Genomic DNA, 12,989 nt, shown 5'->3' on the forward strand with positions numbered 1-12,989 from the left:
AAACCTTCCTAAAAGAAGCTAATAGGTAGGTAAAACTCCAAATCGAAGCTTTCGTCTTCGGTTAAGAATTGGTTTTGATAATACTGCACGTAGCCTGGAGTAGAGCGCAGTTTAAACTTCGATCTGGGTAACCAAGTTTCCAGTACTTGGCTGATTTTAGGTAGCAGTTCCCCGTATTTTCCCTGTAAGTGAAACACCGCATGCAAACCTGCAGGTATCACCAGTTGGCTGACCACAGAATGTCTCGCCACAGGCCTATCGATTTCTAAACACGCCACATAGCGACACCGATCCAGCTCTACCCACGCCGGATTAGAATGATGCAAACCAAATTGTTTATTCGTATCGCGCTGTTCTGAATTGGCCCAAGCCATCAATGTCATCCACGCTTCTTTAATTGAACGGTTATAGCCTTGATGGCGCTTGTAGGCGACCAATCGAGCAGGACACTCTTGAATGCGAGGTATGGGAAGAGGACTGTCTGTGACGGACTCATAGCCGCGAGCCACATCAGGGTCTTTTAGGTAGGGTTTTTCCAACGTTGGGCTTTCTTGTTGTCGCCAAGCAGACGGCGCACAGTGGAACGTGCTTTTAAACGCTTTGTTAAAAGAAGAAGCCGAGCTAAAACCACAGCGATTGGCGATATCGATAATAGAGGAGTGGTTATCGAACATAAGCTGGTTGGCGGCGTATTCCATGCGCACACGACGAATGTATTGATGAATGGACTCTCCCACAACACTTTTGAATAAGCGATGGAAATGCTGTTCAGAGTAGGCCGCAACCTCTGCTAGCTCTTTCGCTCCCAAAGGCCGACTGATGTCTTGGTGAATGTAGAACAAGACTTCATTAATACGGTTCTGATGTTGCTGCATAGAGTGCGAAGACATAGTCAATTCACCAAGTTTGAAAGGCTTAAAATAGCATATATGGACAAAAGCTACCGCATAAATGGACAATTAATATTGTCTTTGAATTTGTAGGATAGTGTTTCCAAAAACAATACAAATGGATGCCTAACCATGCAAACCGCTGCTTCTCTTGATCGTATGAAGTCTTCTTTTATCCGTGAAATCCTTGCCGCTGCCAGTGACCCAGATATGATCTCGTTGGCTGGTGGTCTGCCCGATGAGAAGACTTTCCCTATTGAATTGCTAAAACCAACGATTGCACAGTTACACAATGACGTATCGCTGTTTCAATATGGTCCCACTCAAGGGTATGCGCCGCTGGTTAAGCATCTGAATCAGTTGTACCAGTTGCCTGAGCACCACAAACTACTGGTGACCACAGGCTCTCAACAAGGATTGGACTTAATTGCACGGGCTTACATTAACCCAGGTGATGGGGTAGCAATGGAAGCACCCAGCTATTTGGGCGCGATGCAGGTATTTGATTTTGTGCAAGCCTCGATTCTACCTGTTGTGCAGTTAGCGGATGGCCCTGACTTAGAGGCATTAGAGCAATGCTTTGCCAACGACAAGCCAAAGCTGTTTTATGCCGTGCCAGATTTCCATAACCCAACAGGGGTGTGCTGGTCTTTAGCGACACGACAGGCAGTTGCCAAGCTTTGTGTTGAATATGGCGTCACGCTTTTGGAAGATGCGCCTTATCGACCGCTGCGCTTTTCTGGTGAGTCACTGCCGATGGTTTCGAGCTTTTGCCCTGATCAAGCGTTGGTGTTGCGCTCGTTTTCAAAAATTGCCTCGCCAGGCCTTCGCATTGGCGTTGTGTCAGGCCCAGTTCAATGGATTGAATCTTTGATCAAAGTAAAACAAGGCGCGGATCTACATTCAAATGTTCCAGCACAAGCCATGTTGTTAGGGGTGTTGGAGCATTTAGAATTTGAGCAGCACATCGCAAAAGTGTGTGACTTATACCATGGCCGTTATCAAGTCTTGTTGAAGGCTTTGGAAAGACTAGAACCGTTTGGGTGTCAGGCACAACCTGTTGCTGGCGGGATGTTTGTCTGGCTGACTTTGCCTGACTGTGACAGCTTTGCATTAGCAAAATACTTGATTGAGCAAGGTGTCGCGACGGTGCCTAGTGACGTGTTTTATTCTGCTAAGAAAGGCGTATCGGCGCTGCGTTTAAACTTTACCAATGCAACGCCGGAGCGGTTAGAAGAAGCTGTTAAGCGGATGTACGATGCACTTGTTTCATGTTAGTAAACAAAAAATGTCACATTAATTAATGTGGCATTTTTCATTCTAGATAAACGTGTGAGGTTGCCTAAAATAGTCTTGGCATAAACTGTACCGAGCCCGATTAAAGGAGTAAGACAGCTAAAGAACAAGCACTGGCTTACACTGGCGGCTACGTTGATAATAAAGGTCGATTGCTTCCTTCCAATGTTGGAGGGGAATCTCCTCCGGTTTGCTCAAAACAGATTGTTTAAGTAGTGGCCAGATGCCTTGGAACATCGCTTGCCATTGCTCAATGCTCATGTCAGGTAAGTAATTGCGCACGTGAAACCAGTGTGTCTTGGCGAGAGTGAAGTGCTGCTTAAATGGTTGCCCCGATAGCAGTCCATAACTGACAAAACTGCTTTCAGGTGGCAAAGCGGAGAGCAGTGTTTCCGCTAGCTGCCCACCGACTGCGTCATACACCACTTCTGATTGCTGTGCGCAGTTCTTTAGGAGATCCACTTCAGATTCATGGATACTGTGAATCCCCATGGAGGAGAGCAAGGCTTCTTGGTACGGCGCACGAACAATGCCTGTGACGGATCCAGCGCCTAGCCATTTAGCCCATTGCATCAAAAGCAATGCCGAGTCAGAGCCCGCTGCCGTTACGATGACATGTTTGTCGTGTGGGTTGAAGTGCTTGAGCATTAGCCAAGTGGCAACAGGGTTAATATAAGCGCGAGAGGCTAGGCTATGGTCAATGTCAGAGGGAACTGGAATCGCAAGAGTTGCATCACAGGTAACGTATTCTTGCCACGTCCCTTCATTTCTAAGTGGTAGAACTCTTTTATTTAACAGTGAAGAATTGTCTGAAGTTTCACAGACAATGCCAACACCCTCATAGCCTGCCACGCTTAAAGCGGGCACTCGATGTCGGTAAGCGCCAGTGATGGGAACCAAGTCAGAGGCGTTGATAGGCGCACAAAGCATCTTTACTCGAATCTGCCCCGGAGCCAGTTCCGTTAAGTCATGCTTTTCAAGCTGAAGCACCTCTTGTGGTGTACCGTATTGTCGATACCAAAGACCTTGATTCACGTGTGACATGCTTATTGGTTTTACTCGGAATCTTGGGGCAAAAACTCTAACAAAGAGCGTTTTGCGTGTTTCACATGTTGGAACATTAGCTCGGCTGCTCCCGCGGCATCCCTTGCACGGCACAGTTCGATTAAGGTGTGGTGCTCTTCCACTGCGCGATCCGCCCCATTGGAAAAAGACAGTTGGGCGCGTAAATAACGCTCTGTTCGGTCATAGATGGTGTTCAATACACTTAAATGGAAAGTCATATCTGAAGCCTGGAATAGGGCATGGTGTAACTTTCTGTTCGTGTCCGTCCAATCACCAGACGTTTGTGCGCTAGCAAACTCATGACAGTATTTCTCAGCCTCATCGATCTGATCATCGGTGAGGTTTGGCACCGCTTTTAACATCACCTCACGCTCCATTAACGCTCGCAGATCGAACATTTCCTCTACTTCTTTTAGAGAAATGCTGGCAACCACAGCGCCTTTATAGCGAATGGTTTTAACTAAGCCTTCTTGCTCGAGCCGGTTGATCGACTCACGTATTGGGATACGACTAGTACTGAATTTCTTCGCCAACTCCTCTTGTTTCAATGGCGTACCGTCTTTCAGTTCTCCAGTAATGATTGCTTGTTTAAGCGTTTCAAACACAATACTCGAGGCTGAGCCTGCTTGAGAGACATCAATGCCTTGGAAGTGGTGAAGGGAATCGGATTTAGCCATGAATCAATGCTTTAGCTCGTGAAATCAAAGAGAGCATTTTATTGAACACACGCGGCAATGTACATTATTGAAAATTGGTTATTGTAGATTGGATCCAATATTGATAGGTTTCGCTTTATTGTGTTTGTCACAACAACAAATCAGCTTATTTCACAAAAGGAAACTTCAATGAGAACCACAAAAGTCGTGCATGTTGTGTCTTGCCACGCAGAAGGCGAAGTCGGTGATGTGATCGTCGGCGGTGTTCAGCCGCCTCCAGGTGATACCTTATGGGAACAGCGTGAATGGATACATCAGGATCAGACACTGCGTAACTTCGTTTTAAACGAGCCTCGTGGCGGTGTTTTTCGCCATGTAAATTTGCTGTTGCCTTCTAAGCACCCTGAAGCCAGTTACGCTTGGATCATTATGGAGCCAGAAGATACTCCCCCCATGTCAGGCTCAAACAGTATCTGTGTTTCAACCGTGCTGTTGGATACTGGCTTAGTGCCAATGGTGGAACCTGTCACGACAATGACGCTTGAGGCGCCAGGTGGCTTGGTGAATGTCCGTGCGGAGTGTTATGACGGCAAAGCGCAAAGAATCTTCGTTGAAAACGTACCGTCATTTGCATGCGAATTGGATCAAAAGCTAGAAGTGCCAGAAGTGGGTACTCTAACGGTCGATATTGCCTACGGCGGTGACAGCTTTGTAGTGGTTAACCCAGAACAACTAGGCATTGAATTGGATGCCATCAACGCGGATAAATTGGCCAAAATAGGGGCGAAAATCACTGACGCGGCTAACGACCAATTGGTATTTAACCATCCCGAAAAAGATTGGAAACACTTCTCTTTTTGCTTGTTTGCAGGGGCTTTAGCCAAAACAGAAACAGGTTACGAAGCGCTGTCGGCTGTATCGATTAAGCCAGGCAAAATTGACCGCTCCCCGACAGGTACGTCCGTGAGTGCACGTATGGCCATCCTTCACCAGCGTGGACAAATAGCGGTAGGGGATACGTTTAAGGCTGTCTCATTAATCGGTTCAACGTTTACAGGCAAGATTCTTCGTACCTGTAAAGTAGGTGAACTTGACGCCATTGTACCCGAAATCTCAGGAAGAGGATGGATTACAGGTACTCACCAACACATGTTAGACCCATCAGATCCTTGGCCAGAAGGTTACCGTCTAAGCGACACATGGCCGAACCATAAACAGAAGTGAAGTCTAAAATAACAGAGTTTATGCCAGTGGTGCTGCTTTAGGTGGCACCGCTTTTTTTAAATTAAATCAATGCATTTATTTAATGAATTGTGAAAATAACTTAAAATTATGAAAAATAAAATCATTAAGTTAGCGAACACATTCCAATGCATAATCACTTCCTTTTACTCGATAAATACCGAAAACACGAGCGCACCATACGAGACCTGTTGGCTTCGATCACTACCAGTTTAGATTCCATGGCATTGCTTAAAAGTGAGCAACAGCAAATTGCGACAATCAATGAATTGAGTCGTTCCTATCCGTTTATCGAACTGATGTATAGCCTCGATCAACATGGGATTCAGCAGTTTGAGACGGCTTTAAGTAAAGGCGTGACGGCGGCCAAGAAACGCCATTTTAGTAAAGGGGCAGATCGAAGCCATCGACCTTATTTTTTGGAAGCGCAAAAGAGTTCCAATTCAACAGTGGTGACGGAGCCATATTTATCGTCTGCGACGCACACTCTATCCTTATCCTCCGTGCAGCATTTAATGGACGAGGAGGGTAATGATCGAGGCTACTTGGTGATTAACTTTAACTTGCCAAAATTAGTAGCGTATTTATTGGGCAATGTACGCCAAAATGCTTTACATCCTTCCTTTCAGATCATATATGCTTTGATTGGCGCCTCACTAATTGGCGTTTCCATTTGGCTGTTGGGTGCATCGTTTCATAGCTTTCTAAATGTTTTTGATGAGCAACGAAGTGCTCCAGATATTTCCTTTGGCATTGTCGTCATGTTGACCTTGTCGTTAGCGATATTTGACCTTGGTAAAACCATTCTCGAAGAAGAAGTACTTTCCAGTAAAGACATTAACCATTATCAGTCCTCACGTAGAACCATTATGCGATTTATGTCGGCGATTATTATCGCGGTAACCATTGAAGCTCTATTGTTGATGTTTAAGTCCGTGCTGAGCTCGAATGTGCAGAACATTCAATTTGGCGTGTGGATGCTGCTTTCAGGAGTTGGTTTGTTAGCAGGGCTTGGTGCGTATTTGAGGTTAAGCCGCGAAGACGGTTAATACGAGGCAACGCTCAAACCCATGTCGGGTTTGAGCGTTCATAGCATTAATAGCCAAAGTACTGTGGTAAGAACAAAGACAATGGTGGCCAGTAGGTGGTAACAAGCATCACAGGGATAGCAGCCATAAACATGAAGCCTAAAGCGGGGCGGATCACCTGAGACATCCCGACATTACCGATACGGCAAGTCATAAACAAAATCGGAGCCATTGGTGGGCTATTACAACCGATCACGACACTTGTGCCGACGATGGCAGCGAATTGAATTGGGTCTACGCCGATGTTTTGCATGACGGGTAGTAGTAATGGACTCACGATTGCGACGACACTGATGTCATCCATGATCATGCCGAGCAAGATCAAGAAAGCGTTAACGACCAAAAGAATCAATAATGGGTCATGAAACACATCCAACAGCACCTCTGTAAGTTCCTGGGGTACTCGCTCAAGGGTAAAGATACGGCTTGAGACAAATGAGAACACCAAGATCACCATGATAACGCCTGTTGTGGTGGCCGCATCGATAAAGCATTTTACCAGCTTTTTAAAATCCAGACCTTTGTAAATAAACAAGCCTACAGGAATGGAATAAATCACAGCGATGGCAGCCGCCTCAGTTGGTGTGAATACACCACCGTAAATACCACCCAAAATAATGACTGGCAAGACGAGTGCAGGGATGGCTTTCCAGCCAGTTTGCGCCACGTCATGCAGACGCTCACTGACAGTGGGCATGTCTCGCTCAGGTTCCGTGCCACGCATTTTTAACCAGTTAATCATGCAGAGTGTGATAATCAACAAGATGCCTGGTCCGATCGTCGCTAGGAAACAAGCGGCAACGGATTGGCGGGTCACCACGGCAAATAAAATCATGGTAATGCTAGGAGGAATAAGTAACCCCAGCAAGGACGAAATACCAAGCAAAGCACTGGTGTAAGAGCGATCGTAGCCATGGCGCTCCATCGGGCCAATCATAATGGTACCAATGGAAGCGACTGCAGCTGAGGCCGTTCCTGAAATGGCGCCGAAGACACCGCAGGCAACCACCATCGATGATCCCATGCCAGTTTTAGAGCGGCCAACAATGGCTTCCACAAACTGCACGAGCTTGGCAGCCATCCCTCCAGCTTGCATCAAGTAGCCTGTCATAATGAATAAAGGCAAGGCGATTAGAATAATAGAGTTAACCGACCAAAATCCGGTGGTCATCAGAGAGGATATGTCGACATCGTAAAAGATGGACAAGATGTAAGTCATTGCAGCAAATGAAAAAACGACAGGGACGCCGATCGCCATCAGTACAATAACGGCAGCAATTGCTAATAAAGCTCCCATGGATGTGTTCCTTGAATATTAATTTTAATAAATGAATTACGAGTGAGGCTTAGATAAGTCTTGCAACATGTCTCGAAGGATATAAAAAACCAACAACACTGCCGCAACGAATAGGCTACTCTGGGACAAGTACCAAGGAAGCCCAAATACTGGCGTACTTTGCCCTTTTTTAATGGCCCACTCAGCGAGATCATAAGACCAGCTGACAAACATCACTGCCATTATCAGCGAGATCAAACTGGCGAGTAGATGACAGCCTTTGACGATGGTTTGGTTCTTGATGAAGGTTTGAATAAAGTCAGCACTTAAGTGAGTACGCTCTTTGGACGCAAGTACCGCACCGAGCATGTATAGCCACATCACAGAAACCAGAATCAATTCTTCAAGACCAAAAACAGGGGAATTGAAAAGAGAGCGCGAGACGATACCGACAACGAGCATAACTGCGATCAAAAAACCAAACAGCGCAACGATTGGTTTGATAATGCAGGCCAGTACACGGTCGATCGCATCAAATAAAGCGAGTAGTGGGGTCATGAAAAGCTCCTAATAAACATTGCCACTCAATAGAGCGGCAATGTTGTGACAGAAAGTTAGTTAGGTACTGATGCGTTGGCGCGAATTTCCGCCATGATCTCTGCTCCGAGCTTTTCTTCGGCTTGTGGCCATACTTGCTCACGTACCACTTTTACCCAAGCGCGCATTTCTTCTGTGCTCGGTACGATGTACTCCATACCAGCCTCTTGCGCGGCTTTGATCCACTTTTCATCTTCTGCTTTGGCATCTTTGAACTGCTTCGCAATCACTTCCTGTGCTGCATCAAAGATAATGCCTTGGTCCTCAGCATCGAGCTCTTCCCACTTTGATCCGTTCATAATAAGCGCGTAAGAAGAGAAGTTATGCTTAGAATGTACGTAGTAGTCCAATTGATCGCGGAAGTACTCGTAATCCCAGTAAATTACGTTGGAAGAGTCCCCATCTACGACACCTGTTTGAATGGAGGTGTACACCTCAGACCAGTCAATCGGCACAGCCTGAAACCCCATCGCGTTGATGGTTTGAGGTAATGGGAAGATGGTTTGTGAGCGGACTTTTAAACCTTCTGCTTGTGACATATTGGTCGCATAGCGGCCTTTCGTCGCAATGCCGCCAAACCCTTCAGGGTATGGTCCAAAGTACTTAAGCCCCATGTCTTGATAAACAGGGTCAACGATCTTGCTCAGCCAACCACCTTGACCATACGCTTTGATAGCGTCATCCCAGCCAAGCACTAGGTAGGGCAAAACGTTTACGCCAATGCGTTCATCGTAGGAGGTTTGTGGCCAAGTGAGCATCATATCGACGTTGCCTTTTACCAGCTGGTCGAACAGTTCTTGTTGTCCCCCCAGTTCACCTTGGTAAAAAACATTAACTTTAATACGGCCATCAGAGCGTTCTTTGATTAACTTGGACCACATGTCCATTGAGCGACCAATTGGCGAATCTTTATCCCCAGAATCAGCGGCAAGCGTCAGTTTGAATTTATCATCGCTCGCGATGGCAGATGTCGAGATGGGCGCAGTGATCGCGGTAGCAGCGGCCACTATGGTCGCCGTAGTAAACAGTTTTTTTAACGTGCGTTTCATTATTATCTCCGTGGATTCCTTTTGAATTCTTATCGTGCGATGTTGTTTTTCGGTCGGTTTAGCCTCCTTTGAGCAAAAGTGGTCCCTACTCAATAAAGAGCATCAATAGGGAACTGGGTGAAAGGTGCCTAAAGGGTCAGTCTTTAGGCTGATTGAAATGCAGTGCTTTTAGATAAGCTGAGCGAACCCCTGACTCGATAGCGCCGCTAAAGCCAGATGCTTTCATAGCCGCTAGCCCCGCTGCAGTAGTACCTTGATAGGACTCAAACAAAGCCACGGTTTCTCCGGGGGATTGGCTGAGATCCGGTGACAACGCGGCACTGCCTTGTAGGGTCGCATTGACCGCTTTTCGGGCTTTATCAGCAGGAATACCTAGGGCGATGGCGGATTGTTCTAGGCCTTGTGCAAGCAGAGCAGGGTAAGCTGGGCCTGCACCTGAAATGGCGGTCAGCACGTCGATTTGATCTTCGTGTTCATATCGATCTTGATAACCGATGCTATCGAGCAAATTGACGATCAATGTCTCTGTTTCGCTAGGAAGATCGCTGGCGCAAAACCAAGGTGTGTAAGATTGATTGACGGAACACGCACCGTTTGGCAATGCACGTATTAAATGGGTGGGATGATGACGTTGTTGTATCGCTTCGCAAGACGTGCCAGCCATAAACGACATGACAGTACTATCAATCTTGGTTAAGGGTAATGATGGCCAGTCTTGGGGGCGTACAGACAGCACAACTAATGTACTTTGTTCTGCTAAGTACTGATTATCATGTGTAAAAGTGACGCGATCACCTAGGGCTTTACTAGGCGACCGACGGGATGACACAACGAAGTGAACATGATTGAGTTTAGGGTTAGCAAGGGCGGAGGTAAGTAACGCTGAACCAAGCCAGCCTAATCCTCCTATGATTCCAACCGTCACTTTCTTCGCTGCTGTCATGTTGTCCTCTACTCTTTGGGGTGGTAGCCGTGTCGATGTTGGAAACGGCTCAATTCATTTTCCGAAGGGTACTGACCAGTGAATGCATTAACATACCCTGGTACCCACTTTATCCGTACTTCCAGAGGCTCCTTAGTTTGCATGGTGATGTAACCAATCTGCACCAAGTACAAGGTTCTCGCATTAACCTCTGCTTCAATAGGCGATTTACCAAATGCTTGATACATTTTGATCAGCGCTTGTAACCGCTCATCATCAGCTTCTTGCACGGCTTGGCGAATATCGCTCGATTGAAGGGACCAACTACGAATGGCAAATTCAAGTTTAGAGTCAAACAATGTCTGGTCGTACCAACAGTCAAATACATTTAATGCCGCTTCTGGCAATGTTTCAGCGTAAGCCTCAACTTGTTTGATTAAACTGCCCGTATTTTTTCTTTTCCAGTAAGCCACCAACTCATTTAGTAAGGCCTCTCGGTCTGTAAAAAACCAATAAAAGCTGGTTCTCGAAATGTTCAAACGCTTGGCGAGCGTTGAAATTTTCACGGCTTCCACACCGGACTCTAATAGGATTTCGATGGCGGCTTCAAACCAAACTTCTGGGGAACCACGCCAACCTGAATCACTGTTTGTTTGCTTCTTCATACTGCTCCTGTGCTTAATTTGTAATCAAAATGTACAAGGGCGTCAATAGTAAAATGTACAACATTGAATATTTTTTATATTACGAAATTATTTAATTGACAGCTATGTACATTTCTAATTAGGATCAAAAAAGGTCACTAATTAACCGAATAAAAACATACCAGTCTATATCACAACGAAATAAGGAGTGCGGTCATGTCGAATGATCCTCTTTTACAACCCTATCAGTTAAAACATTTAACCCTTAAAAATCGCATCATCATGACGTCCCACGAGCCAGCTTACCCTGAAGATGGTATGCCTAAAGGACGTTACCTTGCCTACCACGCGGAGCGTGCGAAAGGCGGTGTAGCCATGACCATGACCGCAGGCTCTGCCGCGGTGTCAAAAGACAGCCCACCAGTGTTCAATAACTTGCTGGTTTACAAAGATGAAGTGGTGCCTTACCTAAAAGACCTCACTGATGCTGTGCATGAGCATGATACCGCAATCATGATCCAGTTGACTCATCTTGGTCGTCGTACTCGTTGGGATAAAGGCAACTGGTTGCCTGTGGTGTCGCCATCTCATAACCGAGAAGCTTCACATCGCGCCTTTCCAAAGAAAATGGAAGATTGGGACATCGAACGTATCATCAAAGATTACGCTGATGCAGCCGAGCGAATGAAAGCAGGGGGCATGGATGGTATAGAGCTTCAGGCTTACGGCCACTTAATGGATCAGTTTTGGTCACCTCTGACCAACACATTAGACGGCCCATATGGAGGTTCTCTCGATAATCGTCTGCAGTTTACTTTTGATGTGCTAGCTGAAATGCGTAAACGTGTTGGCCCTGACTTTATTATCGGTATGCGCTACACCGGCGATGAAATGCTGGCGAACGGTATCAGTACTGAGGAAGGTTTTGAGATCTCACGTCGCCTAAAAGACAGTGGCATGGTGGATTTCTTAAACGTGATTCGTGGACACATTGATACAGATCCAGGCTTAACGGATGTTATTCCGATTCAAGGTATGGCCAATAACCCACACTTGGATTTTGCCGGTGAAGTGCGCGCGGCAACCGGTATGCCAGTATTCCACGCTGCTAAGATTCCTGACGTAGCAACGGCTCGTTATGCAGTCGCTTCGGGCAAAGTTGATTTGGTTGGGATGACGCGTGCGCACCTAACGGACCCACATGTTGTTCGAAAAATCATTGAAAAACGTGAAGAACAAATTCGCCCTTGTGTGGGAGCGAACTATTGTTTGGATCGCATCTATCAAGGTGGTGAGGCGCTCTGTATTCATAACGCGGCCTCCGGTCGAGAGCAAACCATGCCGCATACCATCGCCAAAGCGGAGACCAAGAAGAAGGTGGTCATCATTGGCGCTGGACCTGGTGGACTGGAAGCCGCTCGCGTGGCGGGAGAGCGTGGTCATGAGGTGGTGGTGTTTGAGGCGGCTAATGTTCCAGGTGGACAGGTGTTACTGACATCACAAAGTGAACGCCGTAAAGAGATGATCTCGATTATCGATTGGCGCATGGCGGAATGTGAGCGTCTAGGTGTGACCTTCAAGTTCAATACTTGGGCAGAAGCGGCGGAAGTCGATGCTGAAAATCCTGATGTGGTGATCGTAGCCACAGGTGGTTTGCCAGATACTGAAGTGCTAGCTCAAGGCAACGAACATGTTATTTCTACTTGGGACATTATTTCGGGGGATGTGAAACCCGGTAAGAATGTTTTGATCTTTGATGATGCCGGTGACCATGCCGGTTTACAGGCGGCGGAGATCATTGCCAAAACTGGGGCGAAAGTCGAAATCATGACACCGGATCGATCTTTCGCACCAGAAGTGATGGCGATGAACTTGGTGCCTTATATGCGTACGCTACAAGCCTTAGACACCAGGTTTACCGTGACCTTCCGTTTGCATGCGGTGGAGAAAGAAGGTGCCATGTTAAAAGCCCACATTGGCAGTGATTATGGTGGTGTGGATCAAGTTCGTGAATTTGATCAAATCATCGTAAACCATGGGGTCATACCACTGGAAGATGTGTATTTTGAGCTTAAGCCAAACTCCTCGAATCACGGGGAAATCTCCCATGATCAGCTGATTGATGGCAAGCCTCAAAGTGTGGTGCGTAATGCTGAAGGGCGTTACCAGCTATTCCGCATTGGTGATGCCGTGGCAACACGCAACACTCACGCAGCGATCTATGACGCTTTACGTCTAGTAAAAGATCTCTAACTCACATTTCG

At 46.6% G+C, this 12,989-nt stretch carries 12 protein-coding genes; 4 read left to right on the forward strand and 8 right to left on the reverse strand.

Features of this window, described 5'->3' with window-relative positions:
* Nucleotides 1-8: 8 nt before the first annotated feature.
* Complete coding sequence (locus tag JHD44_RS15215) at nucleotides 9-890, reverse strand: AraC family transcriptional regulator (protein ID WP_233402194.1); 882 nt, start codon at nucleotides 888-890, stop codon at nucleotides 9-11.
* Nucleotides 891-1,022: 132 nt separating this feature from the next.
* Here JHD44_RS15215 and JHD44_RS15220 point away from each other — a divergent pair, with 132 nt between their 5' ends.
* Complete coding sequence (locus tag JHD44_RS15220) at nucleotides 1,023-2,168, forward strand: PLP-dependent aminotransferase family protein (protein WP_199463623.1); 1,146 nt, start codon at nucleotides 1,023-1,025, stop codon at nucleotides 2,166-2,168.
* 117 nt (nucleotides 2,169-2,285) lie between these two features.
* On the opposite strand, the gene JHD44_RS15225 is transcribed toward JHD44_RS15220, so the two are convergent.
* Both JHD44_RS15225 and JHD44_RS15230 read right to left on the reverse strand, forming a co-directional pair.
* Nucleotides 2,286-3,230 carry a zinc-dependent alcohol dehydrogenase family protein gene (locus JHD44_RS15225; RefSeq protein WP_199463624.1) on the reverse strand — a complete coding sequence of 315 codons (945 nt, stop codon included), beginning with the start codon at nucleotides 3,228-3,230 and terminating at the stop codon, nucleotides 2,286-2,288.
* Nucleotides 3,231-3,241: 11 nt separating this feature from the next.
* Nucleotides 3,242-3,928: a GntR family transcriptional regulator gene (locus tag JHD44_RS15230; RefSeq protein WP_199463625.1), complete on the reverse strand. Its 687-nt coding sequence runs from the start codon at nucleotides 3,926-3,928 to the stop codon at nucleotides 3,242-3,244.
* A 168-nt stretch (nucleotides 3,929-4,096) separates the two neighbouring features.
* On the opposite strand from JHD44_RS15230, the gene JHD44_RS15235 reads away from it, so the two are divergent.
* Nucleotides 4,097-5,131 carry a trans-3-hydroxy-L-proline dehydratase gene (locus tag JHD44_RS15235; protein ID WP_199463626.1) on the forward strand — a complete coding sequence of 345 codons (1,035 nt, stop codon included), beginning with the start codon at nucleotides 4,097-4,099 and terminating at the stop codon, nucleotides 5,129-5,131.
* Between the two features lie 146 nt (nucleotides 5,132-5,277).
* Complete coding sequence (locus tag JHD44_RS15240; RefSeq protein WP_233402196.1) at nucleotides 5,278-6,198, forward strand: hypothetical protein; 921 nt, start codon at nucleotides 5,278-5,280, stop codon at nucleotides 6,196-6,198.
* Between the two features lie 46 nt (nucleotides 6,199-6,244).
* Here JHD44_RS15240 and JHD44_RS15245 read toward each other — a convergent pair whose 3' ends face one another.
* The 5 genes from JHD44_RS15245 to JHD44_RS15265 form a co-directional block, all read right to left on the reverse strand.
* The gene (locus tag JHD44_RS15245) at nucleotides 6,245-7,534 is read right to left on the reverse strand and encodes a TRAP transporter large permease (protein ID WP_199463627.1); all 1,290 of its coding nucleotides are present in this window, start codon (nucleotides 7,532-7,534) and stop codon (nucleotides 6,245-6,247) included.
* Between the two features lie 36 nt (nucleotides 7,535-7,570).
* On the reverse strand, nucleotides 7,571-8,071 hold the full coding sequence (locus JHD44_RS15250; protein WP_199463628.1) for a TRAP transporter small permease: 501 nt from the start codon (nucleotides 8,069-8,071) through the stop codon (nucleotides 7,571-7,573).
* 56 nt (nucleotides 8,072-8,127) lie between these two features.
* On the reverse strand, nucleotides 8,128-9,159 hold the full coding sequence (gene dctP, locus JHD44_RS15255) for a TRAP transporter substrate-binding protein DctP (protein WP_199463629.1): 1,032 nt from the start codon (nucleotides 9,157-9,159) through the stop codon (nucleotides 8,128-8,130).
* Between the two features lie 136 nt (nucleotides 9,160-9,295).
* Nucleotides 9,296-10,102, reverse strand: a complete 807-nt coding sequence (locus tag JHD44_RS15260) for a pyrroline-5-carboxylate reductase family protein (RefSeq protein WP_199463630.1) — start codon at nucleotides 10,100-10,102, stop codon at nucleotides 9,296-9,298.
* 8 nt (nucleotides 10,103-10,110) lie between these two features.
* Complete coding sequence (locus JHD44_RS15265) at nucleotides 10,111-10,746, reverse strand: TetR/AcrR family transcriptional regulator (protein WP_199463631.1); 636 nt, start codon at nucleotides 10,744-10,746, stop codon at nucleotides 10,111-10,113.
* A 195-nt stretch (nucleotides 10,747-10,941) separates the two neighbouring features.
* On the opposite strand from JHD44_RS15265, the gene JHD44_RS15270 reads away from it, so the two are divergent.
* Complete coding sequence (locus JHD44_RS15270) at nucleotides 10,942-12,978, forward strand: NADH:flavin oxidoreductase (RefSeq protein ID WP_199463632.1); 2,037 nt, start codon at nucleotides 10,942-10,944, stop codon at nucleotides 12,976-12,978.
* Nucleotides 12,979-12,989 lie beyond the last annotated feature (11 nt).

Source organism: Marinomonas ostreistagni, from assembly GCF_016461785.1.
GTDB lineage: Bacteria > Pseudomonadota > Gammaproteobacteria > Pseudomonadales > Marinomonadaceae > Marinomonas > Marinomonas ostreistagni_A.

What these genes read in the sequence shown, in the direction of transcription:
- JHD44_RS15215 (WP_233402194.1), bottom strand. Translation starts at nt 890, where the DNA reads ATGTCTTCGCACTCTATGCAGCAACATCAGAACCGTATTAATGAAGTC.
- JHD44_RS15220 (WP_199463623.1), top strand. Translation starts at nt 1,023, where the DNA reads ATGCAAACCGCTGCTTCTCTTGATCGTATGAAGTCTTCTTTTATCCGT.
- JHD44_RS15225 (WP_199463624.1), bottom strand. Translation starts at nt 3,230, where the DNA reads ATGTCACACGTGAATCAAGGTCTTTGGTATCGACAATACGGTACACCA.
- JHD44_RS15230 (WP_199463625.1), bottom strand. Translation starts at nt 3,928, where the DNA reads ATGGCTAAATCCGATTCCCTTCACCACTTCCAAGGCATTGATGTCTCT.
- JHD44_RS15235 (WP_199463626.1), top strand. Translation starts at nt 4,097, where the DNA reads ATGAGAACCACAAAAGTCGTGCATGTTGTGTCTTGCCACGCAGAAGGC.
- JHD44_RS15240 (WP_233402196.1), top strand. Translation starts at nt 5,278, where the DNA reads ATGCATAATCACTTCCTTTTACTCGATAAATACCGAAAACACGAGCGC.
- JHD44_RS15245 (WP_199463627.1), bottom strand. Translation starts at nt 7,534, where the DNA reads ATGGGAGCTTTATTAGCAATTGCTGCCGTTATTGTACTGATGGCGATC.
- JHD44_RS15250 (WP_199463628.1), bottom strand. Translation starts at nt 8,071, where the DNA reads ATGACCCCACTACTCGCTTTATTTGATGCGATCGACCGTGTACTGGCC.
- dctP (WP_199463629.1), bottom strand. Translation starts at nt 9,159, where the DNA reads ATGAAACGCACGTTAAAAAAACTGTTTACTACGGCGACCATAGTGGCC.
- JHD44_RS15260 (WP_199463630.1), bottom strand. Translation starts at nt 10,102, where the DNA reads ATGACAGCAGCGAAGAAAGTGACGGTTGGAATCATAGGAGGATTAGGC.
- JHD44_RS15265 (WP_199463631.1), bottom strand. Translation starts at nt 10,746, where the DNA reads ATGAAGAAGCAAACAAACAGTGATTCAGGTTGGCGTGGTTCCCCAGAA.
- JHD44_RS15270 (WP_199463632.1), top strand. Translation starts at nt 10,942, where the DNA reads ATGTCGAATGATCCTCTTTTACAACCCTATCAGTTAAAACATTTAACC.